Origin of the sequence: Chitinophaga filiformis (genome assembly GCF_021646545.1) — a bacterium.
GTDB lineage: Bacteria > Bacteroidota > Bacteroidia > Chitinophagales > Chitinophagaceae > Chitinophaga > Chitinophaga filiformis_A.
In genome coordinates this window covers 239103-263721 of the sequence record NZ_JAKIRP010000006.1, presented here as the reverse complement: position 1 = coordinate 263721, position 24619 = coordinate 239103, and the positions used below count along the sequence as shown (strand labels likewise).

Genomic DNA, 24619 nt, shown 5'->3' with positions numbered 1-24619 from the left:
TATGAGGGGAAAGAGAGGGTTGTACAATGTTTATTAAATAGGATAAAATGTTGCAGCAGGGGTATTAAATGTTACATGGATGGGTATAGCTCTTTGCAGGGCCTATTTTCTCATGCTGGCAACGTATGCGGAAGGCAGCATGTTGTAGGCCATTTTGAAGTATTTCGCGAAGTATTTAGGATTATTGAACCCTACCTCATAGGCTACTTCTGTCACGTTCATTTCTGTTTTGGACAACAACTGGGCTGCCTTTTTGATGCGCACGGTACGGATAAATTCCACCGGCGTCTGTCCCGTGAGAGAGAAAATACGCCTGTAAACAGATACCCGGTTCATACAAAGCTCCCGGCTGAGTTCTTCTACGGAGAAACCGGCATTGGAGAGGTTCTTTTCCACTATTGCCAGCACCTTTTCCAGGAATTTTTCGTTCGGGGAGGGGACATGCCCTTCACCTGCGGCTTCGGGGGCGCCTATAATATGTTTCACCAGGGTCTGTCTGGTCAGCAGGTTACGGATCCTGGACAGCATGATCTCGAAGTTGAAAGGTTTCACCATGTAATCTGCCGCACCGGTTTCCAGTCCTTTTAACTGTTCTTCTTCTCCTGCCATGGCAGTGAGCAGTATAACGGGAATGTGGCGGGTGCGGTTGTCGTGTTTTATCTTCCCGCACAGTTCCACCCCGTCCATGACCGGCATATTGATGTCGCTCACCACCAGGTCAGGATGCCCGGATAGTGTTTTTTGCCATCCCGCGCCGCCATCGGCCGCTTCGATGATATTATAATAGGCCTTCAGGTTCTCTTTCAGGTAGAAGCGGAAGTCATCATTGTCCTCTATCAGGAGGATGGTCTGTTTTTCTGCAGGCTCATTTAAACCGGCAGGCGAGGGGAGCGTCTCTTCCTCCGCTTTCGCCACAGGCACTGCTGATGCAGGGATGACAGGTTCGGCAAGAGGAGTTGGTTCGCCGGATGGCTCAAAAGGCAGTTTCACAATAAAACAGCTGCCTTTGTTCACCTCACTTTCTACAGTGATCGTTCCATTATTGAGTTTTACGAATTCCTTTGTAATAGCCAGACCTATACCGCTACCCCGGTTTACAAATCCTCCCGGCATGTCGCTCTGGAAGAACTGTTCAAAGACCTTTTCGTGCCTTTCGGGCGGAATACCGATTCCAGTGTCTTTAACCCTTATTTCCAGCCATGTTTTATCGTCTGTGGAACTGGCAGTCATTTCGACAGTTACCGTGCCTCCCTGAGGTGTAAATTTGAAAGCATTGGATAAGAGGTTGAACAGGATCCGTTCGATCTTATCGTGGTCAAAAGGGGTATATAATTGGTTGCAGCTGCTCTCGTAGGAGAAATGGATCTGTTTTCTCTCTGCCAGGTCTGTAAAGGAGCAGGCAACGTCTTTTATAAAAGCTGCAATGTCTCCCCTGACAGGGTCGAGCTTCAGTTCATGCATCTCCATTCTGCGGAAGTCCATCAGCTGGTTTACCAGGTTCAATAAGCGTTTTGCATTGCGGTAGATCAGCTGGAACTTGTTTTTGTCATCCTGGTCCCTGGCATGCCGGATGATCTCTTCCATTGGCGCCAGTATGAGTGATACCGGTGTGCGGAACTCATGGCTGACATTGGTAAACAGCTTGATCTTCATCATGTCCAGTTCATGCATGCGTTGCGCTTCCTTTCTTTCCTGCTGGAGCACGAAGCGCGTATGGGCGCGTTTGATGACCATTCTTCGTAACAACAGCAATACCGAAACTACCAGTACCAGGTAAAGGACATAGGCGAGGGGCGTTTTCCAGAACGGCGGTTTGATGCGGATCTTCAGAGAAATGCCTTCCTCATTCCAGTAGCCGTCTTCATTGGCTGCTTTCAATAGCAGGGTGTAAGTGCCCGGGTTGATATTGGTATAAGTGATGCGTCTTGTTTTACCGTCTGTGGTCAGCCACTCCTCGTTAAAGTCTTTCAGCTTGTAGGCATATCTGTTTTTGTCGGTATTGATGAAGTTGAGGGCAGCAAAATCAATAGAGAAATCATTTTCATTGTATTTCAGTACGATCTCTTTGGTTTCGGACAGGGAGGCGGGCAGTACGACGCGGTTACCTACCTTTTCATTGACCTCTATCGTCTTGTTGGACAGCTGTAATCCCGTCAGCACGATGGCCGGCTTATTGGTGTTCTGTGGCAATGACGCCGGATTGAACAGGTTGAATCCGTCAGCGCCGCCAAAAATGAGCTCACCTGAGCGGAGTTTGCAGGCGGCATTTACGTTGAAGGCTTTACCCTGCAGGCCATCCTTATCGTCATAATTCCGGCAGCTGATGCTGAGCTGCCCTTCGGGGCCTTCCTTTACAGCTATCTTACTTAGTCCGTTGGAAGTACTGACCCAGAGATATCCTTCATTATCTTCCAGTATACTAATGATGTTGTTGTCTGGCAGTCCATCTTTCACTGTAAATGACCTGAACGTCTGTGTGGCTTCATCAAACACATTCAGACCCGAGCGGGTGCCTGCCCACATGTGCCCATTCCTGTCGTACAGGAGGGAGAACACGTTATCATTGCTCAGCTGATGGGTGGCATTCAGATAATGTACAAAGATGCCTTTGGAGTTGTCCAGCACATCGATACCATAGGCGGTGGCTATCCATAGATTCCCTTTTTTATCTTCCGCAAAGGCGGTGATGAAGTTGGAATGAACGGAGGCGGGTTGATTGACATTATTATGGTAAAAGATACTGTTGCCGGGATCAAACCTGTCCAATCCGCCACCGAGCGTACCTGCCCAGAAATTGTTGCGTCTGTCTCTGTATATCTTCCACACAGTCTTGTTGGCAAGGCTGTTGGGATTCTTTTCGTTGTGCTGGTAATGGGTGATCCTGCCTTTGTTATAGAAATCCATTCCTCCGAAATAGTATCCGATCCAGAGGTTATCATACTCGTCTACATAAAGGCTGACGATGACGTCTTTACTGATGCTGTTTTCATCGGCCGGATTGTGTTGATGCCGTGTGAAAGTACCGGCAGTACGGTCGTAGTAAATAAGACCGCCGCCATTTGTGCCGATCCAGATATTTCCTTTTTTGTCTTCGGCAAAGCAGTTGACGTCATTGTAGCTGAGGCTCTGTTTATCGGAAAGACGATGCTTAAAAAGGGGGAATTTCAGCATATTCTCTGTAAAATAGCTGATGCCCCTTTTGTAGGTACCACACCAAACGATGCCAAAATTGTCTTTGTAAAGTGCATATATGGCATTTTCCGCCACACTTTTGGGGTCTTCTTCCTTGTTGAGCAGGAAGCGGGAGGAGAAATCACTTTTATTTATGAGATTGATGCCCCCGTGATCCGTCCCTATCCAGATGACGTTTTTGTCGTCTTGCACAATGCTGTTGACGATGTCATTATTCAGGGAACCATTCCGGCTGGACAGTTGTCTGATAGTACCTTTCTGCGAATTCAGGTAGATGACGCCAAAGTCGTTTTCCGGCATATAAATCCATACATCATCCTGTGCATCTACAAAAAAGCGCAGCGTAGCAGGTTGCTTTTCTATCATGGGGATGATACGATCGTTGCGGTAAACGATCCTGTTGGTGCTGACGTCCAGTTTTTCCACCCTGCCATTATTATAAAGGATGACGAGCCTGTTCTGCCCATCTTTTTTCAGGTCTGAAACGGGAACATTGCCGGAGCCGGGAATAAGTATTTTAGTAGCATGTCCTGTACTGTCTACCTTGTACAGTCCCCCGCCAGTATAGGAGATCCACCAGGTATTGCCTGTTTGTGCCACACTGTTCACATAGTAGCCGGGCAGTCCTTTCCTGCTCAGCCATTTCGTAGCGTCTGAGAATTGTTCCCTGACAGGATCGTAGATATTATCGCCGTTGCGGGTTTTGATGTACAGGCGATTATCCGGAGCGGGATAGATACCCGTGATATAGTCATCGCTCAGAGAGTTGGAATCGGCCATATTATGGCGGAATATTTTAAAGGAATAACCATCGTAACGGTTCAATCCGCTCATTGTTCCGAACCAGATAAATCCCTTAGCATCTTTGTAAATGTAATTGACCTGATTGTGTGACAGGCCATCATTGACATTCAAAGAAGAGAACTGGTAAGATGGCTGTTGTGCATAGACATTGTTCACCAGCAATAACAGTGGAATCAGTAGTAGTTTCATCAACATGGAATAGGCATCAGTCTTAATATGAAAATACGATATTTTAGCCATAGATTTACTAAAACATAGCTATGAAACCCATTCTTGTCGTTTGTACAATATTACTTGTCTTTTCCGCTTGCAAGCAGCAAAAGAATAAAAATCCCACTGTTATCGAACTTACTTACCAGCAAACAGATATACAAAACCAGTTTGATACTTTATACAATCACCAGCAGACAGATTCCGGAGTATACAACGGACTGATAGAACAGGCGCTTGCCACATGTCATGACAGCACAGGTAAAGATGTCGCTATTACGCAGGACGTGTTTTCCAGTATGTACTACAATCTGCGTAGCAAGCGCTATGATTGTACCACAACAACTGTTTTCCAGCTGCCTGACGGATCCATTTCAGCGATCGGGTTATTTAATCTGACGCCGGGAGATACGATTGCGCCGGACCATGATTTTCCTGTAACCGGAGGATCTGGCGCTTATCATCATATTTCCGGGACTTATACGCGTAAATACAGGGATGGGGTGTATCATGTGAAATTAAGTTATTATAAGACAGAGCGGCCGTAGGCTTTACTGATGTGGGGTGAAGCATAGCTATTTGATCGGGAAGCGGGGGACCCGGTCAAGGATATTTGCGACTTTCTCTGCCATCAATTGTTTGTTACCAAAAAAATCCTATCTTAGAAATACCACGTTGACTCCGCTTACTAAAAAAGCAGGTGCAGGATTCCCACACTTTATAACCTGTTATCATCACGCCCTTAATCAATTATTGTAAAAACAAACCCACATGAAACAGCTAATCAAGCCCTTGTTATGCCTGTCCGGCAACCTGAAAACCTGCCTGTTGTTTTTTATCCTGTGCCTGTCAGGACACCTACGCGCAGCCACTATTAATGTTTCTTCCTTATCGGCCCTGCAGACGGCTATTAACAATGCGGCCCCCGGAGATGTGATCATTCTGGCGAATGGCACATATACTGCCAGTACAGATATTACCATCAGTAAGCAGGGGACTGCTGCCCAGCCTATTACGATTGCCGCTCAGTCGATAGGAGGGGCCGTGATCGGTGGTACTGCCGGTTTTAACATTGTCAGTCCTGCCAGGTACATTATTATCCGCGGCTTCAGATTTACTTTTAATGCCTCACAGGCTACGATGGCCAGTGGAACGAGTTTCTGCCGCTGGACGCGTAATGTTTTTGAAACGCCCGGACAAGGAGAGAACCTGTCCATCAATGGGAATGATCATGAAATAGATTACAATACATTCCAGCACAAGAATGCATTGGGCCGGTTTATCACCATGCGCGGCACCGGCAGCCAGATATGCCAGCGTATACGGATACATCACAATTATTTCTTTGATCACAATCCCCAGACGGGCAATGGCGCTGAATCAGTACAGGTAGGCCTTAGCGGTTTAAGTCTGTCTTCCAGCAACAGCATTATAGAACATAACCTGTTTGAGGAATGCGAAGGGGAGAACGAGCTGATTTCCATCAAATCATCCGCAGTGATATTCCGCTATAATACCATCCGCAATTGCCCAGCCCATCTGACCCTGCGGCATGGTAATTTTAACACGGTGTACGGTAATTACTTTATCAACACGCCAGGTATCCGCATTTTCGGAGATGATCATAAGATATTCAGCAATCATTTTGAGAATTGCAATCCCGCTATCAATATTGGTAACGGCGATGGAGAAGTGGCTGATGGCGCTGCGCTGACCGTGCATGACCGTCCTGACAGGGTGTTGATCGCCTTTAATACGCTGGTGAACAATCCTGCCAATATCACCCAGGGCGGACGTACCAATGGTCTGGGAGCCACGGCTATCACCGTTGCCAACAACATCGTACAGGGCGGGGGAGCAGCAGCTACCATTGCCGGACCTTACACTGGTGCTGTATGGAGTGGCAATATGCTGTACAACACAAACGGCGACGGCGACATGCCGTCCAGCGGATACACGACCGCAAATCCTTTACTGGCCAGGGATGCCACCGGTACTTTCCATCTTCAGTCGGGTAGTCCCGCCATCAGCGCAGCTAGCGGTTCTTATCCATCTGTCACTACTGATATGGACGGACAACCACGTACGTCTTCACTGGAAATCGGAGCTGATGAGGTGTCCAGTGCACCGGTCGCTGCGCGCATACTCACAGCGGCGATGGTTGGCCCCAATGCAGCCAGCGATCCCGGTACATGTGAACCTGTATCAGCCAGTGCTGATGATGGAAACGTACCTGCTAATGTACTGGACGATGATCTGAACACACGCTGGTCTGCCAATGGCGACGGACAATGGATCCAATTTTGTCTGGACAATGCCGTATCTGTGTCGGGGGTACAGATTGCATTTTATAACGGCAATGTGCGCACTTCCACCTTTGATATTCTGACAAGTAGCGATGGTGTGAGCTGGACCAATGCAGCTACAGGACGGGTAAGCAGTGGTACCTCCCTGAACCTGGAGACATTCACCTTCACCGCCCGGCAGGCAAAATATGTGCGGATACTGGGTCATGGCAATAGTGTGAATGCATGGAATAGTTACACAGAGGTGAATATACAAACGAGCAGCAGTAGCAGGCAGGCCATTACTGCTGCAAAGAATAGTACCGCGCCTGAAATGACCTTAAACAGCTCTCCTAATCCGTTCTCTGACCAGACGACTATTCATTTTACACTGCCGGAACCTGGCAGGACCCGCCTGGTGGTCTATGATATGAATGGTAAGGTAGTGACGGTGCTGATCAATGCACAGCTGTCTGCCGGTAAATACACAGTACCTTTTAAGTCAGACAAAAGCCCCGCCGGTATGTACCTGCTGGAGTTACAGCATAACGGGAAATCGGGTACCAGGAAGCTGCAAAAATTGTAAACCAAGACAGGATATTCTCCATCAGACAACCGGAATAGCTTTGCAGATGAGAAAAAAGTATAAGTAAATGATAAAATTAGACAAGCGGCACAAGGCGTTTTTTCAAGGCCTTTTGTTTACCTTTAAAACAGTGTTCCACAGTTGATAACTTAGTCTCGCAAGTTATTACGTTATGAAAGTTTGATCGTTCCTGGCCCGTTAGCATTTACTTATCTTCTTCACCAAAATCCAATTTTTAAATTATGAGGTAATTATTCTGTAACAGCTCTCTGCTACCCATACATGCAAACGTTTGCATGATTTATAGAATAAATTGTCAACGTTGGTATTCTCATTGAAATATATGGGAAAGGGAATTCTATTCTCTATTTGTGCAATCGTTTGCATGTATGCTGTATTCAAATCACGTCAGGCATTGTCACTATCGCTTAGCATTTTATCCAGGTTCCATCAGTATTAGTTCCGCCTAACAATTAAAAATTCTGTTATGAAAAATCTGATCGCTGCAATTACATGCTATAGTTGTAGAACCAGGGGGGTATGGACTATTGTCATATTGTATTATTTAATGTTTTTGCCGGGCAGTATATACGCCCAGACGCAGGAGGGAATAGTGATAAAGGGAGTCATCACCAATGAGCAGGGAGAGCCGCTGCCAGGGGCGATCGTAAGAGTAAAAGGTGGTACGCACGGAACCGCTGCGTTGGCCGGGGGCCAGTTCAGCATCACGGTTCCGAAACAATCTGTACTCAGCATCTCCTTTACAGGGTATGTCCGTAAAGAGATCGTTGTAGGAGACGATCATCAGTCGGGAGTAATCGTTTCGCTGCAATTAGACAACAAAGGCCTGAATGAAGTAGTGGTAGTAGGATATGGTACCCAAAAGAAATCAGATGTAACAGGTTCTATTGTCTCCATTAAGGAACAGGCCCTTAGAGACGTGCCTGTAGCCAATCTGAGTCAGGCATTACAGGGACAGGGCGCCGGTATCGATGTGCAGAAAAACGGAGGTAACAGCAAGCCCGGTGCAAAACCAAAAATACTGGTAAGAGGTACCAGGTCTGTGAATGCTTCCAACGACCCGTTGTTCATTGTAGATGGTATTCCTTTTAACGGCGATATCAACGATCTCAATCCGGATGATGTAGTGTCTGTAGAAGTATTGAAAGATGCTTCCGCCACCGCTATATACGGTTCAAGAGGCGCCAATGGTGTCATTCTCGTCAGCACCCGCCGGGGTAAAACAGGCAGGCCTGTTATCTCCTATAGCGCGTATGCCGGATTTGTTAAGAACATGGGCGAATACGATGTGATGGATGGGCAGCAGTTCACCACCTTTAAAAAATGGGCGCTCATCAATGAAACCCCCGGTAAATATACCGGCTTGGACGATCCTTCCTTTTATACAAATGGCTCTTTCAGTCAGGAAGAAGTGCAGGGTATTAAAATGGGCCGTAGTACTAACTGGCAGCAACTGATCTATAAGACCGGAATGATAACAAATCACCAACTGGGTATTACCGGTGGATCAGAGGCCACGCAATATGCCTTATCAGGCGGATATTACAAGGAGACGGGCATTTATTCAGGTCAGTCTTTTGAACGGTTTTCCGTCAAAGCCAGCGTCGATCAGCAGCTGGGGAAATCAGTGAAAATAGGCCTCAATACACTGAATACCTATTCCATCACCAGCGGAGAAAATGCCAATCCGATGGGACAGGTATTACGCGCTAATCCCCTGGTATCGCCATACGATAGCACCGGTGCATTAGTGAATGCATATGTACCCGGTACCGCCAGTCAGGTATGGAATCCATTGGCTAATTTCCTGCCGGGTGCAGCTGTGGAGACGCGTAAAAGATCGGGTACCTTCACCACTTTATATGCGGAGATCAGTCTGGCGAAAGGTCTGAAGTACAGGTTCAATGCAGGTGCGGAGCTCAGGAATGATGTATACGGAAATTTCTATGCCAGCAAAACAACGTACAACCAGGGTACTTTGTCTACCTCCAGTAATCAGACCAACATGACCCTCGACTATACACTTGAGAACCTGCTGATCTATGAGAAGACGATTGCCCGGAAGCATAACATCAACTTCACCGGCTTATACAGCTTGCAGGAGTCAGCATTGCAGTCCAATACATTTAATAACAATACCATCCTCGCAGACTTTCTGCAGTACTTTAATCCGCAGTATTCGGCCAACCTTACCGGACAGGGCAAATATGAAAAATGGGATATCCTTTCCTACATGGCGCGACTTAACTATAACTATGATGAAAGATACTTACTTACCTTAACGCTGCGTTCAGACGGTTCTTCCCGTCTGGCGCCCGGAAATAAATACCATGTATTCCCATCTGTATCTGCTGCCTGGAACCTGTCGAGAGAACGCTTCCTGTCAAAAGCGCGCGCGCTTACCAATCTGAAACTAAGGGTAGGATATGGCTCTGTAGGTAACACTGCTATCTCTCCTTATCAGACCTTAGGCGCCTTATCGCCTGTTACATATAATTTTGGCTCCAGCAATGTTACCGGTGCTTATCCCACGAATGTGGCCAATCCGGCACTTACCTGGGAATATACGTCCACCTTGAATGCAGGGCTTGACATCGGCCTGTGGGATAATCGCATAACAGGATCAATAGATGTTTATCAGCAGCAAACACGATCTTTGTTACTACCACAAACTTTGCCGCCTACTTCAGGTATCCCCAATGCTATCCTGACGAATGTCGGAAAGACTTCTAATAAGGGGATAGAGTTACAGCTCAGCACAGTGAACATTCGCGACGCAGGTAATGGATTCGGCTGGACAACAAATCTTAATGTATTCATTAACCGTGGTAAGATCACGCAGCTGGCAAATGGTGTTACAAGAGATGTCAATAACAACTGGTTTGTCGGTTATCCTATAGGCGTCATTTTCGACTATAAGAAAGAAGGCATCTGGCAGAATACAAAAGAAGATTCGCTGATCGCTAAAGGTTATGGACTGACAGTAACACATCCCGGCTCAGTGATAGGTCAGATCAGGCTTGCGAATACGAATGGCGATTCATTGATCAATGCAGACGACAGAGTGATATTAGGTTCCAATCAGCCGAAATGGGAGGGAGGCATTACCAACCGCTTTACGTTTAAAGGCTTTGATCTTACCATTGTAGCCTTCGTAAGAATGGGTGGAATGATCGTAAGCAGGATGCACCAGAGCGGTAGTTTTATCAATACCTACCAGAGTAATTACAATAACCTGGATGTACATTACTGGACGCCCGGCAGTGGTGAAAACTTTTATCCCAAACCTAACCATGCCAATACCAATACGCCCAACAGTTCCCTGTTAAGTTATTTCGATGGAAGCTATTTGAAGATCAGAACAATAAGCCTTGGTTATAGCGTGACGCCCGCCATGGCGAAACGATGGGGACTAGGCGCATTACGGATATATACTACGGCCCAGAATCCTTTTATTCTCTTTTCTCCTTACCGGAACAAGTACAAGGGTATCGATCCTGAAACAGCTATGGGATCAGGTTCCGGAACCAACAACCAGGGAGGTTTGAATGTGGATACTCCCGGTACCTGGTCTATGATATTTGGCGTCAATGTGTCGCTGTGATAGATATAGTTAAATCCGGACAGCAGTTCCGGAATATTTACAAAAACTATCAGTATATGAAAAAGCTTAGTATATATCTTATCAATCTCCTGTTTGTAACAGGCCTGTTTTATGGTTGCCAGAAGAAGCTGGAGGAAGAACCTCATTCTGTTCTTACACCCGATTTCTTTAGAACGGCCCAGGGCTTTGAAGCCGGTTTGAATGCTGCTTATTCAGGTACCCGCTGGATATGGGGACCGCAGGACTTTTTTAATCTGACGGTAGGCGGCACTGATGAATTTAAAAGAGGTGTGGATGGCAGTACCGATCTGAATACCTATTCCAGCAATTATACACCTTCTAATACCAATGTGGGTAATGTCTGGAAGTATTGTTACACGTATATCAATACCTGCAATGGGCTCGTGGATAATGCGCCGCAGATACCCGGAATGGACTCAACGCTCAAAAAGAGAATGGTGGGGGAAGCCAGGTTCCTGCGAGCCAATTATTACTTTATCCTTGTGCAGTTATGGGGAGATGTAACACTGAACAAGCATTTCCAGGGTACTCCCACTACCTCGGCGGTACGCGATCCGGTAGCGGATGTATATGATTTCCTTGTGGAAGATCTGACTGCGGCTATTGCCAGTCTGCCGGCAGGTCCGCTTAGCGCTGGTGTACAGCCTGGACGAGCTACTGCTGCCGCAGCCACACACTTGTTAGCGAAGGTCTATCTTACAAGAGCTGGTTCCCCGGCTAAAAAAGCAGATGATTATAAAAACGCATATACAACAGCAGCTTCATTGATCAACAATGGCGCAGCGTCAGGAGTTGGACTGCTACCCGATTTCGGAAGGGTATTCCAGGAAGGGAATGAAGCGAATATGGAAGTGTTGTGGACGGTACAGCATACTTCTAATCTTGCATACAATGGTTCTCCCAGACAGGACAACCGCGATGGCGATAATCTCCTGTGCCACCTGTGGGCGCCGCAATACGAAAACCAGCCCGGCATGCAGCGCGATGTTTTTTACGGTCGTCCTTATATACGGCAGATCCCTACCCGCTGGCTGACAGATACCGTGTTTGCTGATAAAGTGAATGATACGCGCTACAATAAAAGCTTTCAGATCGCCTGGATCTGCAATGCACGCAAGCTGATCCCAAACTGGCCTGATCCTCTGCCACCGGGAGCACCGGCCAATGCACAACCAGGGCGGCCAAAATTCGGGATCGGAGATACAGCTATATTTATGCCTGGTTATGAAATGCCTGACGAACAAATAAAGGCTACTGCTTACCAGGTCATCACGCCCAGTAAATATGCGCCTACTTTAGCACCCACGCTGACGAAATATTTTGATACCAAACGTACTGATATGAATGCTCCATCTATCAGGCCTATTATTGTGTACCGGCTGGCAGACACTTACCTGATAGCGGCAGAAGCAGCATTCATGGATGGCAGGCCTGGGGATGCACTTCCCTTTGTTAATGCTATCCGCAGAAGGGCAGCTTATCCTACAGGCGATGCGCAGGCGATGGAAGTACGGGTAGCAGATCTCTCGCTGGATTTCATCCTGGATGAACGTGCCCGGGAACTGTGCGGAGAACTAACAAGATGGCAGGACCTGGTGAGAACCGGACAGTTGCTGACACGGGTAAGATTGCACAATACAGACGGGCAGAAGAATATCCAGGAGAAGCATAGGCTCCGGCCTATTCCGCAAACGCAGATAGATGCTACAACGACTGGTCCTAAGTATCCACAGAACCCACAATGGTAAACATATTGCTATTAACCGTAAAAACAATCATATGAAAAGAAAGCCTGCAGGCATGCTCCTATCCATAACGGTCTTCATCCATTGTAGTGTGGCTTATGCACAAACCAGCACACTAAAGAATTTTCCTAAAGGCAGCTCTCCGCAGGAAGTAGGCAAACGGGTGGCCAGCCGTTTCGTTGCATCTCCACATCCTAATTTCGGCAGGCCGAAGCCACCTTCTGTGATCACGTATCCAGAGGTGTGTGCCTGGTATGGCGCACTGGCATTTGCAAAGGAAAGTAAGGACAAAACACTGACTATAAAACTAGCCGAACGTTTTGAGCCGCTTTTTGGAGCAGATACGGGGCTGGTGCCTAAGCCTGACCATGTAGACCATACTGTGTTCGGGTCCGTACCACTGGAGTTGTATCAGCAAACGAAAGATCCGCGTTACCTGGCATTGGGTAAGAAGATCGCCGACAAACAGTGGGGCTCACCGGAAGGTCCGCATGTGAAGCCGGAAGGGCTTGTGTATTACAAGCAGGGATTGACCTGGCAGACCCGCATGTGGATCGATGATATGTTCATGATCACAGCTGTGCAGGCGCAGGCCTATCGTGCTACCGGCAACAGGGAGTATATAGACCGCGCCGCAAAGGAAATGGTGGTCTACCTCGATTCCCTGCAACAGCCTAACGGACTTTTTTATCATGCGCCGGACGTTCCTTTCTTCTGGGGAAGAGGCGATGGCTGGATGGCTGCAGGTATGAGTGAACTGTTACGCTCATTGCCGGCGGACAATCCCGACAGGCCCCGCATTATGGAGGGATACAAAAAGATGATGTCGGCATTACTAAAATACCAGGCAGCAGATGGTATGTGGCGGCAGCTGATAGATGATCCGGCTTCATGGCCGGAAACATCCAGCACGGGTATGTTCACATTCGCTATGATCACAGGTGTAAAGCAGGGATGGCTTGACGCAAAAGTGTATGGTCCTGCAGCGCGTAAAGCGTGGCTGGCGCTGGTAACGTATATTGACGCGGCTGGCGATGTACGTGAAGTATGTGAAGGCACCAATAAAAAGAATGACCGGCAGTATTACCTGGACCGTAAACGCATCACCGGCGATATGCATGGACAGGCACCACTGCTATGGTGCGCCGCTGCATTACTAAGATAGCCTGATTAATAAAGACATTCCAGGGCGCCACAATTGCAAGCGCCTGCCCGTCTTTTACGGACAGGCGCTTGCTTTAAACTTTCTCAGCAGCTGCCTTTAGATAAGCCAGCCAGTGTTCAATGGATGTGTCGAGGCCCGATTGAAACTTACCCGGTAACAACTGTACCAGCCATCCTTCCATACTTTCTTCTACCTGGATCGTGGTATGTCCGTTTTGTGTCGAAAAACGCCATCTATGTATGGCGAATGCACCGAAGGCAGGGCCGGACCAGCTAACTTCCCTGTTGGCCTGTACGTTGTTTAATGTAGAATGTATGGTAAGTCCATTGGATTTCCAGTCGAACGTGGCGCCTTCTTCAAATTGCCCGTTTAATGCTGGAGAAACGATTTCGTTTTGCCAGGTATCCCAGTTGTTTACATCGGTGAATATCTTCCACACTTTCTCTACCGGCGCATTAATCACAATGCTCTTCCTTGTTATAACCGGCGCGTCGGCGTGGATCGTTTTCGTTACCTGATAATTGCTGAAGTATTCAAGCGCGAATACCGTTATTGCAAGGATGATTAACAACAATATGGATGCTTTTACTACTTTTTTTGTGTTGCGTTTCATTTTGTAAGATTTAATGATACAAAAGTAGCTGCCATCATCCGGGTGGGATTGTAAGAAAACGAAAACGCCAGAGCGAACAATTATCACCGTGTCAGCTTGACAATTTTAGCAGAAAAAAGAGGTAGCTATTTCAGAACAGTTTTGGTGAATTATAAATTTTTTACCTAAATTTAGTCAGTACTGAAATTATGAATACCCGCTGATGCCAATATCCTGTAATCTGTAATGTGTTATACCCGGTTGTGATTTTGTTAACGTCAGTGCTGCCGCCTTGTTTTTCCTTCATTTAAAACAATACAAGATGAAAAGATCCCTCATGCTTTTTGGCCTTGCTGTTACAGCAATTGTTTTGTTCGTATCAGGATCATCTTCCGGAAGTGCCTGCCAGGACGATCATCATGGCCTGCGCGGAAAATGCAGGATCACTGTTGTAGGTGGTGTATATCACTACGACTGTGTGTCTGCCGTTAATCCGGATGAGACCAATTGTACGTATTATGTAGAATAGCGGATGATAAACAGGGCGTACCCCGCCCTGTTTATTTTATTTATTTCAAGTCTAAACGGACCTATGTCAGGAAGATTGTTGTTTTTATTATGCGGCCTTGTTATCTCTCTTTATGCCTGTGATACTGTGAAGGAAGAACCCTGGTCAAATTGTAACACTGCCGGTACTGTTATTCCGCTGGCCATATCCACAAATGATACGCTGCAGCTTTATCTCGATAGTTTAATGGTCATGGGTATTTCGACACCTGTCGATTATCATGTGTCAGAAAATGTATTGTATGTATTTGATAGCTATAATAAGCGCCTGCTGCAATACCCGCTTGGAAGAGAAGGGCTGATACATCCCGATAGCATTCATCAGGTGAACATTAAGCAGAAGGTATCTTACATGAAATATCTCGCTGCGGATAGCCTTGCTCTCTATGCTTATGGCACTGCAAAGCTATCCTACTATTCACTGATCCGTGATACTGTTTATAAAAGCCTTGATTTCATTAATCGTGACGCTCCACGTATTAAAGGGTATGCTGGTTCCTGGCCCTACGCCAACGCAGCATCGCCTATTTTTTTCCTGGGCAATAGAATTGTCGGCGCCGGCTTTCTGTTAGGAGAGAACGAAAAGGAATATGTGAACGGCCGTACTATCTGCACACAAATTAAACTGCCTGAAGGGTATATCACCCGCCGTCTGCCATATTCAGAAGTATACTGGGAACATAACTGGGGAGGATCGCATATGCGTACGCCATATGCCACCTATAATGAACAGACAAAGCAAATGGTGGTCAGTTTGCCCGCCGATCACAACATACAGGTCATTGATAGTAACTGGCAAACGAAAGAATTATATGCAGGTAGCAGGACCGGCATCTGTATCACATCAATGACATTATCCAAAAGCGATAAACGAATCCTGGACCCGAAGCTGGCGCTGGACTATTATACCAGCACGCCTTCCTATCGTAATATCATTTACGATGAGTATCATGACAGGTATTACCGGTTGCTGGAATTGCCTCCCTCCGGTAAGGTGTCAGACCGTGGTATATTAAAAGGGAAGCAGGCCAGTCTGATCGCGTTTGACAAAGACTTTAAATATCTCGGAGAAGCAGCCCTTCCTGATGCACTGGCATTAGACAACTTCTTTGTTACCCGGGAAGGGTTATATTTTCTTAATGCTAATAATAAGGATCAAAACATCGCTCAGTATGTACAATGTAAGATCGGATTATAAGTTGTTATTCCTGTTCATTACCCTTTTAACATCGGCGTGCGCGGATAAACATACAAGCCTGCACCAGGCCATAGATGCACTGGATAAGAGCAAACTTGCAACGGGTAGTTATGTGATCATTCCCAATCAGGGTTGTGAAGGTTGTATCAGTACAGCGGAAGCGTTTGTGAAGAATAACATTGGCAGGACAGATAACATCAGGTATATTTTCACGCGGATCCAATCGGCCAAATTACTGAAGATAAAACTGGGCAGTAATGTTATATCAAGCAATAAAGTGTTGCTGGATACTGCTAATATGATCGAATATCCTGATAAGGGAAAAGAGATCTATCCGATGATCATTAGTGTAAAGGATCATCAGATCGACAAGATCGCTTATCAAAGTCCCGATGATGACGGACTGAATGCTTTGCTGAGTAAATGAGATCGTTATTGCTCCTTCTTCCGGTCAGCGAATGCCAGCAGTACAATAAACAATAGCTGCAATACTGCATCTGCCAGATAGATGTTAGAGATGATACCCGTCATTGAATAATAAACATCAATGATCAGAAAACTGATGGCTGTGGTATAGTTCAATATTGTGAACTGCGTTTTGACCCTGCGCATTACGAGGATCGTAATACCCACAGATGCGGCCAGCAACCCTACCATTTTCACCAGCCATAGGTCCGTTTTAGGCCCTGTTATGAGCATAAAGCTGCTGATATGTACAACAGGCCAGATGCCAGTGAGCAGGTAGTATATACCCTGCGATAAAAAGACGAATTTCCTCATACAGAGAAGGCCTCAATTTTCAGGCCTTGTTATTATTCTCCTTACGCATACTGCCTGCCCAGCATTGCCAGGGTAACATTCCAATAGAAGTTCAGATGGTGATAGATAGCTTCCGTGGGGAAATTGCTGATGCTGAGTGATACAACCGTATGATCTTCCTGTGGTGTTAACACGAACCGCAACGTGGTATAACTTCCCGGCTCATCCGGTAACCGGGATATCGAGCTTACAAAATTGTAACTAACTACGCTGTTGGGTACATACTCCAATACACTACCTCTGTTCTCAAAGTTGACATGATGAAACCCTTTGATCACTATGGGAGTACCAACTTCCCAGCTGGTGGCGATTTCCAGTCGTGTTTCTGCTGATCCCATCCATGTTTTCATTAATGCTGTATCAGTAAGTAATTTCCATACTTCGCCTGACGCAGCATTGATCGATACCTGTTTCTCCAGTATTTCTTCCATTGTTGCCTTGATTTTCGTCGATTGATCCCTTTGTAGCGCAGGTCCAAATATCAGGAAATTTATTCATCTAATTGGCCCTGGCCGGATCATAAACAGCCACCGCTACTCTGGAGTCGGCGCACCCGTAATAAAGCAGGTATTTACCCTTGAAATAGACCAGTCCTTCAATAAACACTGTTCCGGCAGGATATTGCCCGCTTTTTTCAAAGGGCTCCGTAGGGACCATAAATGGCTGATCGAGCCTGGTAATGAATTTTGAGGGATCGTCTGCACTGAATAGCATCTGCCCGGCGCAGTACGAGTTGGCGGTATAGTTGGTGTCCCGATCCTTGCCGCCCAGATTCTTCCCGTTATAAAGCAATACGATGCCTTTACCGGTCAATATAGCCGGAGGGCCACACTCGGTCAGGTTACTGTCGAAGTAGCCTTTACGGGGAGATATGAGCACTTTAAGCGCACCTTTTTCATCCACTACCGGCACCCAGTCAACAAGGTTGTCGGATGTGGCAGCATATACATGGTTTTCCCCCCAGTACATCCAGTACTTGCCTTTATACTTTGTGATCCGGAGCTGGCCATTCTTCAGCGTGGTCAGCACGGAAGCTGATTTGGAAGGGATGTTATGGAACCTGCCATTGAAGGCATCCTGGAAGATGGGACCATGCTTCTTCCAGTGTACCAGGTCTTTTGACGTTGCGGAGCCCAAACGGGGCACTTTTTTGTTCCATTGGGTGTATAACATCAGGTAAGTGCCATCTTCGGTAACAGCCACCCTGGGATCCTCACAGCCACCTGTCCATTCAAACTCCTGCTGGTCGTCCGTACCAGGGAAGAGCACCGGCTTGCTCATACGTTTCATCACAATGCCGTCTTTGCTCCCGGCCAATCCTATCCTTGAAGTACGGTGGCCGATGCCGATGCCGGATTTATCTTCCGCACGGTAAAGCACATAGACCTGGCTGTCCTTTACGGCTGCTGCAGGATTGAAGGTGTCATTGCTTTCCCAGTCCAGCTGTTTTTGCTGCATAGGGTCATAAAAACGGCTGCCTGAGTCCGGTGAGATGATCGGGTTGACACCGGCAGGTCTGATGAATGGCCCAAGGGCCCAATCGGGGAGTCGGCTGATGGGTTGTTGTGCCAGGAGCTGAGAACTAATGGCTAACAGGACAACGAACAGGGAAAATGGCTTTTTCATGTGATTATTAACGGGTTGTCACGAAAATAATAAATGAAGCGGATACTTCACAGCGGTAGTCAGATTCATTTACTAAATATCAGGAGGTGGGTGCTGAGAGGTTGTAAATCAGTACTTCCGGTACACTGGTCCCGGTCTGGGTTCGATATGATTTCTATATCTCCATATCGCTTTACCGTCATTTCACCATCACTTTAGGCTCATATATATATCCCTTCGATATAGAAATGAGCCTAAAGTGATATGGAAATGTAGGTGAAGTGATATGGAAGAAACAGGGAAAGACCGAACCCTGAAGGATATCAGGTCGATCTTTCCCCGTTTTCAGATTTTGTTGGATACTAGTTCCAGCCACCGCCCAGGGCCTGGTAAACATTCACCATGGCGTTGAGCTGCTGTTTTTTGGTCTCGATCAGTTCAAATTTCGATTCCAGTGCATCTCTTTGGGTAAGCAACACCTCCATGTAATCAGCCCGGGCTGACTGGAAGAGGCTATTGGAAATGGCAATTGACTCAGAGAGTGTCTGTACCTGCTTTGATTTCAGATCATAGCTTTTGGCCAAATTGCCGATCTTGATCAGCTGGTTCGCCACCTCAACATAGGCGTTTAAGATAGTACGCTCATAGTTGTAGGCCGCCTGTACCTGTTTCGCGTTGGCAGTGGCATAATTGGCCTTGATCGCATTTTTATTGACCAGCGGCGCAATCAGATCGCCCGCCAGGGAATACATCAGCGATTTAGGCGTCCTGAACAGGTACGTCGGATTGAAGGCGTTATAACCAAAGGAAGCAGAAATGCCCAGGGAAGGGTAGAACTGCGCCCTGGCCACCTTTATATCCAGTTTGGATGCCGCCAGATCCAGTTCTGCCTGTTTGATGTCGGGACGGTTAGCCAGTAACTGAGAGGGGATACCGGAATGAATGATCTCCGGCATCGGACTGTCGAAAGTCTGCAGATTTCTTTGAATGGGCTGTGGATATCTGCCCAGCAGGAAATTGATCCTGTTCTCGGTCTCGGTGATCTTCTGCTGGATATCGTACTGAAGGCTTTTGGTGTTAAGTACCTCTGCCTCAAATTTACGTACGGCCAGCTCAGTAACCCTCGTAGCTTCCTTTTGCAGCTTTACCACTTCCAGCGCATTGTTCAGGATATCGATATTCTGTTTTACAATGCCCAGCTGATTGTCGAGCGCCAGCAATTCATAATACGAATTCGCTATTTCCGCTATCAGGGTGGTAACGATGAAGTTCCTTCCTTCTACCGTCGACAGGTACCTGGTCACTGCGGCTTTCTTAGCGTTGTGCAGTTTATGCCAGATATCCACTTCCCAGGTAGCATAGGCCCCCAGCAGGAAATCGGGCAGCGGATCGGGCATTTCTTTCCCGGGTTCGATGTCAGTAGTGGCATCACCGGCACCCTGGCTGGTATAGCGGCCTACCTTTTCCACCCCGGCCGCACCGCGAACACCTACAAATGGCAGGTATTCGCCCTTTCTGGCCCTTATCTCGTTCCGGGCAATCTCTATCTCCTCTAAGGTGATATTCAGCTCCTGGTTGTTCTTTAAAGCGGTATCAATGAGCGCTGCCAGGTAAGGATCAGTGAAGTATTCCTTCCACTTCATCTTTGCGATGTTGACAGTGTCCTGCGAGTTGTTATAACTCGCAGGCACTGTTCTGTTCTCTGTCTTTTCCGTTAAAGCCGGTACGCCACAGGCAGCAGCAGCTAAGGAAACACAGGTTATTCCTATGTACTTATATACTTTTCTTCTAAACATTGTGATCGATTTCTTCTGTTAAGGGGTTTCCGTCTTCATCTTTAATCAGCTTACGTTTTGCCGCAAGACCGCCGAATATGTAGTACAGTCCAGGGATGACGATCACGCCGAAAACTGTACCCAGCAACATACCACCGGCAGATGCTGCACCAATGGTGTGGTTACCGATAGCGCCGGGGCCTGTGGCAAATAACAGCGGTATCAGACCGGCAATAAATGCCAGGGACGTCATCAGGATCGGACGGAAACGCGTTCTCGCGCCTTCAATGGCAGCATCCACCACCGATGCTCCGGCACGGTGTTTCTGCACCGCAAATTCCACGATCAGTACCGCGTTCTTGCCCAGCAAACCAACAAGCATTACCAGACCCACCTGGGCATAGATATCGTTTGCCAGTCCCATCACCTTAACAAGGAGGAAGGCGCCGAAAATACCTGCAGGGAGGGAGAGGATCACCGCCAGCGGCAGCAGGAAGCTTTCATATTGCGCAGCGAGGATCAGGTATACGAAGGCCAGTACCACGAGGAAGATATAGAGCGCTTCGTTTCCACGTTCTACCTCGTCTTTCGACAAACCTTCCCAGTCGATATCATACCCGCGGGGCAACGTCTCTTTGGCTACTTCCTGGATCGCTTTGGTGGCTTCACCACTGCTGTAGCCGGGTGCCGGTTCACCTCTGATTGCTGAGGAAGTATACATGTTGTACCTGGTGATCTCATTCAGTCCATGTGTCTTTCTGATGGACATGAAAGCGGAATAAGGCACCATCTCATCTTTGTTGTTCTTTACATATAGCTTCATCAGATCGTCAGGCAGCCTTCTGTATTCGGGCGATGCCTGTACGTATACTTTGAGTGAAGTACCGAACCTGATGAAACCAAGTTCGTAGGTACTACCGATCAGGATCGAGAGGTTATCCATCGCTTTACCGATTGAAACACCTTTCTGCATAGCTGCCTTGTTATCAATCTGCAGCTCATACTGAGGATAGTTGGCGCTGAAGAAAGTGAATAAACCTGTCAGCTCTTTACGTTTACCCAATGCTGCCATGAACTGATCGTTCACTTTTTCCAGCTCTTTGTAATCATCGCTGTTGGTCTTGTCGAGCAGACGTAAAGCAAAACCGCCCGCTGCACCATAACCAGGAACCGCCGGAGGGCCGAAGAACTCGATGGTTGCTCCCGGGATGTCTTTTGATTTTTCTTCCAGTTCTTCTATGATCTCTGTCACACTGTGTTTACGCTCTGACCAGTCTTTCAGACTGATCAGACAGGTACCTGCGTTGGAACCTCTACCTTCTGTCAATACCTCGTAACCTGCCAGTGCCGAAACGGATTGGATACCTTCTATATGTTCTGCAATTTCCTGTACTCTTTTAGCCAGATCATTGGTCCTTTCCAGGGTAGCGCCGGGAGGCGTCTGGATGATCGCATAGATCATTCCCTGGTCCTCGTTGGGAATAAAGCCGGAGGCAAGATTACTGTTGATGCCTACTATACCGGCGCCGAAAGCCAGCAGGATACCAAAGGTGACCACTCTGCGGTTCACGATCAGTTTCAGGAAGCTGGCATATTTGCCGGTCATTTTCTCGAACTGGTAGTTGAAACCATCGAGAAACCTGTTCATCAGCGTCTTCTTCCTGGGCTGTCCGTGGTTGTTCTTCAGAATGATGGCACAAAGCACCGGTGTCAGTGTCAGCGCCACCACACCGGAGAGTACGATGGATGTAGCCATGGTAATGGCAAACTGCCTGTAGAAGATACCTACGGGTCCTGACATGAATGCCACCGGAATGAACACTGCCGTCATTACGAAAGTAATAGCCACAATCGCCCCGCTGATCTCATGTATCACTTTTATAGTTGCCTGGTAGGGCGAGAGATGCTCTTCCTCCATTTTCGCATGGACGGCCTCGATCACCACAATAGCGTTATCCACTACGATACCGATAGCCAATACCAGCGCAAAGAGTGTGATGAGGTTGATGGTGAGTCCGAAGAGCTGCATGAAGAAGAAAGCACCCACCAGTGATACAGGCACCGCCAGCGTCGGAATGAGGGTAGACCGCCAGTCGCCGAGGAAGATGAACACCACGATGGCTACCAGTATGAAGGCCTCACCCAGGGTATGCACTACTTTTTCAATAGAGGCATTCAGGAAGCTGGATACGTCATAGTCGATCTCATAGTTCATTCCCGGAGGGAAAGAGCTCTTTTTAATTTCTTCGAGTTTTGCCTTGATGGCTTTGATTACGTCGCTCGCATTACTACCGTACGTCTGTTTTAATACGATCGCGGCTGAAGGGTGACCATTGAGGTTGGAGTAGATATCATAGAACTCACTTCCGAATTCAACATCTGCAATGTCTTTCAGATAAAGGAGCTCACCGTTCGGATTTGCGCGGATGATCACCTCCTGGTACTGCTCCGGTTTGTTATAGCGTCCCTGATAGGTCAGTACATATTCGAGCGACTCAGAGCGTTTACCATCACTTCTTCCCAGACGACCGGGAGAGCCGATGATACTCTGATTGGCCAATGCTTCCATCACTTCATCTGTAGACACGTTATAGGCACGCATACGGTCAGGCTTCAGCCAGATACGCATTGCGTATTGACGGCTACCGAGGATCTGGGCATTACCGATACCTTTTACCCTTTTAAGCTCGTTTAATATGTTGATGTTAGCGTAGTTGTAAAGGAAGTTCTCATCAGCCTTTTTATCTGTACTGTATACGTTCACGTACATCAGCATGTTTGGCTGCAGGATGTTCACAACGATACCTTCACGTTGTACAAGTGGCGGGAGCCTGCTCGTAACTTGCTCAATCCTGTTCTTAACGTTTACCACTGCCTGGTTAGGATCTGTGCCCAGGTCGAACACTACCTGTATGTTAGCTTCACCGGCACTGGTAGCGTCGGAGGTCATATACTTCATACCCGGCACACCATTCACCGCTTTTTCCATCGGAATGAGCACGGACTGTACCAGTACATCCGCACTGGCGCCGGGGTAGGCTACGCTCACAATTACCCTGGGAGGTGCGATCGACGGGAACTGTGAGGTAGGTAGGGTATTGATGGCCAGTACGCCCATGAAGATAATGATAAGTGATATCACTATCGCAAAGACAGGCCTTTTCATGAATATGTTGAACATTCTTTTTCTTTTTTTAGATACTTACATTATTCCGATGCCAGGATTAAATGAGAGAGCACAGTCTTTGGCTCCTCATATTCGTATGCGATCTTATCGTCGTTCTTCACCTTTCTTAAACCCTCAAGAAGTATCTTTTCACCGTCGGCTAATCCATCTTTTATGATATACAGGTCAGGTATTTCAGCGGCAATGGAAATAGGTCTTAATTTCACCACATTGTCCTTACCCACTACATAGACATATTTTTTATCCATGATCTCCAGGGTTGCTTTCTGCGGAATGATCAAGGCATCTTTGATCGGTCTTTTGATCAGTATAGTACCCGTTTCACCGTGTCTGAGCAGTCCTTCGGTATTAGGGAAAGTAGCCCTGAAGGCGATGTTGCCTGTTTCATTGTTGAATTCACTTTCAATGGTTTCAACAACACCGGGATGTTTGAACAATTGTTTATCGGCTGTCAGCAGGTTCACTTCCAGTTTCTTTCCGGTGTTGGCCTGGGCTTTATAAGCGAGGTACTCAGGTTCAGAAACATTGAAATAGACCCACATTTTGTTATTGTCACTTAAAGTGGTCAGCAGTTCTCCTTCTTCTACCAGGCTTCCCAGTTTGAGGTGCAGGAGATCTACCAAGCCATCAAAGGGCGCCCTGATGTCTGTAAAAGCCAGGTGGGCTTTCGCCAGCGCCAGTTCTGCTTTGGCTTTGACCAGCTTGGCCTGTGCCATGGCCAGTTCATTTTTTGATACGACGTTTTTATCGGCAAGTGGTTTGGTATTCTGTACCTCGATCTCTGCGATATTCACTTCCGCCTCTGCCCGCTGTTGCTCAGCTTCATAGAGGGTGGGCATGATCTTGAACAGGAGCTGGCCCTTCTTTACAAACTGGCCTTCATCTACAAAAATGCTCTGCAGATAGCCCTTCTCCTGGGCTCTCAGTTCGATATTGCGTATAGAACGGATCTGACACACGTATTCACTGGTGATTGTCGTGTCCATTTTCAAAGGGCTGGTGACGAGCAGTTTGGTATCGCCTTCCTTTTCTTCTTTCGCTGATTTACAGCCTATATGGCACAACAAGGCATATAAGCCCATGAGCATGACAATTCTCTTCATAGTATTTATGTGTTTTAGATAAGTGCGTTTCCCCTGGTAATGGTGGTTTATAAGGTGTATAGCGCTGTAACCCCATAGCAAATGCTATGACGGCAGGCGGCTTAAATATATTTTCAGATGGTCAGGCAATAATGCTTTGC

The 24619-nt window shown here is 47.2% G+C and carries 16 protein-coding genes; 8 read left to right on the top strand and 8 right to left on the bottom strand.

The window, feature by feature from the left end; all coding sequences use genetic code 11:
- Positions 1-102: 102 nt before the first annotated feature.
- Complete coding sequence (locus L3C95_RS17365; RefSeq protein WP_236389394.1) at positions 103-4185, bottom strand: hybrid sensor histidine kinase/response regulator transcription factor; 4083 nt, start codon at positions 4183-4185, stop codon at positions 103-105.
- A 71-nt stretch (positions 4186-4256) separates the two neighbouring features.
- On the opposite strand from L3C95_RS17365, the gene L3C95_RS17360 reads away from it, so the two are divergent.
- The 5 genes from L3C95_RS17360 to L3C95_RS17340 all read left to right on the top strand — a co-directional run bounded on the left by L3C95_RS17360 (position 4257) and on the right by L3C95_RS17340 (position 13633).
- Complete coding sequence (locus L3C95_RS17360) at positions 4257-4754, top strand: hypothetical protein (protein ID WP_236389393.1); 498 nt, start codon at positions 4257-4259, stop codon at positions 4752-4754.
- Between the two features lie 223 nt (positions 4755-4977).
- Positions 4978-7077 carry a chondroitinase-B domain-containing protein gene (locus tag L3C95_RS17355; protein WP_236389392.1) on the top strand — a complete coding sequence of 700 codons (2100 nt, stop codon included), beginning with the start codon at positions 4978-4980 and terminating at the stop codon, positions 7075-7077.
- A 487-nt stretch (positions 7078-7564) separates the two neighbouring features.
- Positions 7565-10702, top strand: a complete 3138-nt coding sequence (locus L3C95_RS17350) for a SusC/RagA family TonB-linked outer membrane protein (protein WP_236389391.1) — start codon at positions 7565-7567, stop codon at positions 10700-10702.
- A 56-nt stretch (positions 10703-10758) separates the two neighbouring features.
- On the top strand, positions 10759-12471 hold the full coding sequence (locus L3C95_RS17345; RefSeq protein ID WP_236389390.1) for a RagB/SusD family nutrient uptake outer membrane protein: 1713 nt from the start codon (positions 10759-10761) through the stop codon (positions 12469-12471).
- Positions 12472-12502: 31 nt separating this feature from the next.
- Positions 12503-13633, top strand: a complete 1131-nt coding sequence (locus L3C95_RS17340) for a glycoside hydrolase family 105 protein (protein ID WP_236389389.1) — start codon at positions 12503-12505, stop codon at positions 13631-13633.
- A gap of 73 nt (positions 13634-13706) precedes the next feature.
- On the opposite strand, the gene L3C95_RS17335 is transcribed toward L3C95_RS17340, so the two are convergent.
- The gene (locus L3C95_RS17335) at positions 13707-14246 is read right to left on the bottom strand and encodes an SRPBCC family protein (RefSeq protein WP_236389388.1); all 540 of its coding nucleotides are present in this window, start codon (positions 14244-14246) and stop codon (positions 13707-13709) included.
- A gap of 301 nt (positions 14247-14547) precedes the next feature.
- Between L3C95_RS17335 and L3C95_RS17330 the strand changes: the two genes are divergently transcribed.
- The 3 genes from L3C95_RS17330 (at position 14548) to L3C95_RS17320 (ending at position 16417) form a co-directional block, all read left to right on the top strand.
- Positions 14548-14754 (top strand): hypothetical protein, encoded by a 207-nt coding sequence (locus L3C95_RS17330; protein ID WP_199652451.1) that lies wholly within the window; start codon positions 14548-14550, stop codon positions 14752-14754.
- Between the two features lie 63 nt (positions 14755-14817).
- Positions 14818-15990 carry a DUF4221 family protein gene (locus L3C95_RS17325; protein WP_236389386.1) on the top strand — a complete coding sequence of 391 codons (1173 nt, stop codon included), beginning with the start codon at positions 14818-14820 and terminating at the stop codon, positions 15988-15990.
- Entirely contained in the window at positions 15965-16417 is a 453-nt protein-coding gene (locus L3C95_RS17320) for a hypothetical protein (protein WP_236389384.1), read from the top strand. Before L3C95_RS17325 ends, L3C95_RS17320 begins: the two co-directional genes overlap by 26 nt.
- Positions 16418-16422: 5 nt before the next feature.
- Here L3C95_RS17320 and L3C95_RS17315 read toward each other — a convergent pair whose 3' ends face one another.
- From L3C95_RS17315 to L3C95_RS17290, 6 genes are all read right to left on the bottom strand, one after another.
- A complete protein-coding gene (locus L3C95_RS17315) occupies positions 16423-16770 on the bottom strand; it encodes a hypothetical protein (protein WP_236389383.1) in 348 nt (115 codons plus the stop codon).
- 41 nt (positions 16771-16811) lie between these two features.
- Positions 16812-17240 (bottom strand): SRPBCC domain-containing protein, encoded by a 429-nt coding sequence (locus L3C95_RS17310; protein WP_236389382.1) that lies wholly within the window; start codon positions 17238-17240, stop codon positions 16812-16814.
- Between the two features lie 67 nt (positions 17241-17307).
- A complete protein-coding gene (locus L3C95_RS17305; protein WP_236389381.1) occupies positions 17308-18435 on the bottom strand; it encodes a glycoside hydrolase family 130 protein in 1128 nt (375 codons plus the stop codon).
- Between the two features lie 341 nt (positions 18436-18776).
- Positions 18777-20210, bottom strand: coding sequence for a TolC family protein (locus tag L3C95_RS17300; protein WP_236389380.1), 1434 nt, complete (start codon positions 20208-20210; stop codon positions 18777-18779).
- Positions 20203-23370 (bottom strand): efflux RND transporter permease subunit, encoded by a 3168-nt coding sequence (locus L3C95_RS17295; RefSeq protein ID WP_236389378.1) that lies wholly within the window; start codon positions 23368-23370, stop codon positions 20203-20205. Before L3C95_RS17295 ends, L3C95_RS17300 begins: the two co-directional genes overlap by 8 nt.
- Positions 23371-23396: 26 nt before the next feature.
- Positions 23397-24479, bottom strand: a complete 1083-nt coding sequence (locus L3C95_RS17290) for an efflux RND transporter periplasmic adaptor subunit (protein WP_236389375.1) — start codon at positions 24477-24479, stop codon at positions 23397-23399.
- Positions 24480-24619 lie beyond the last annotated feature (140 nt).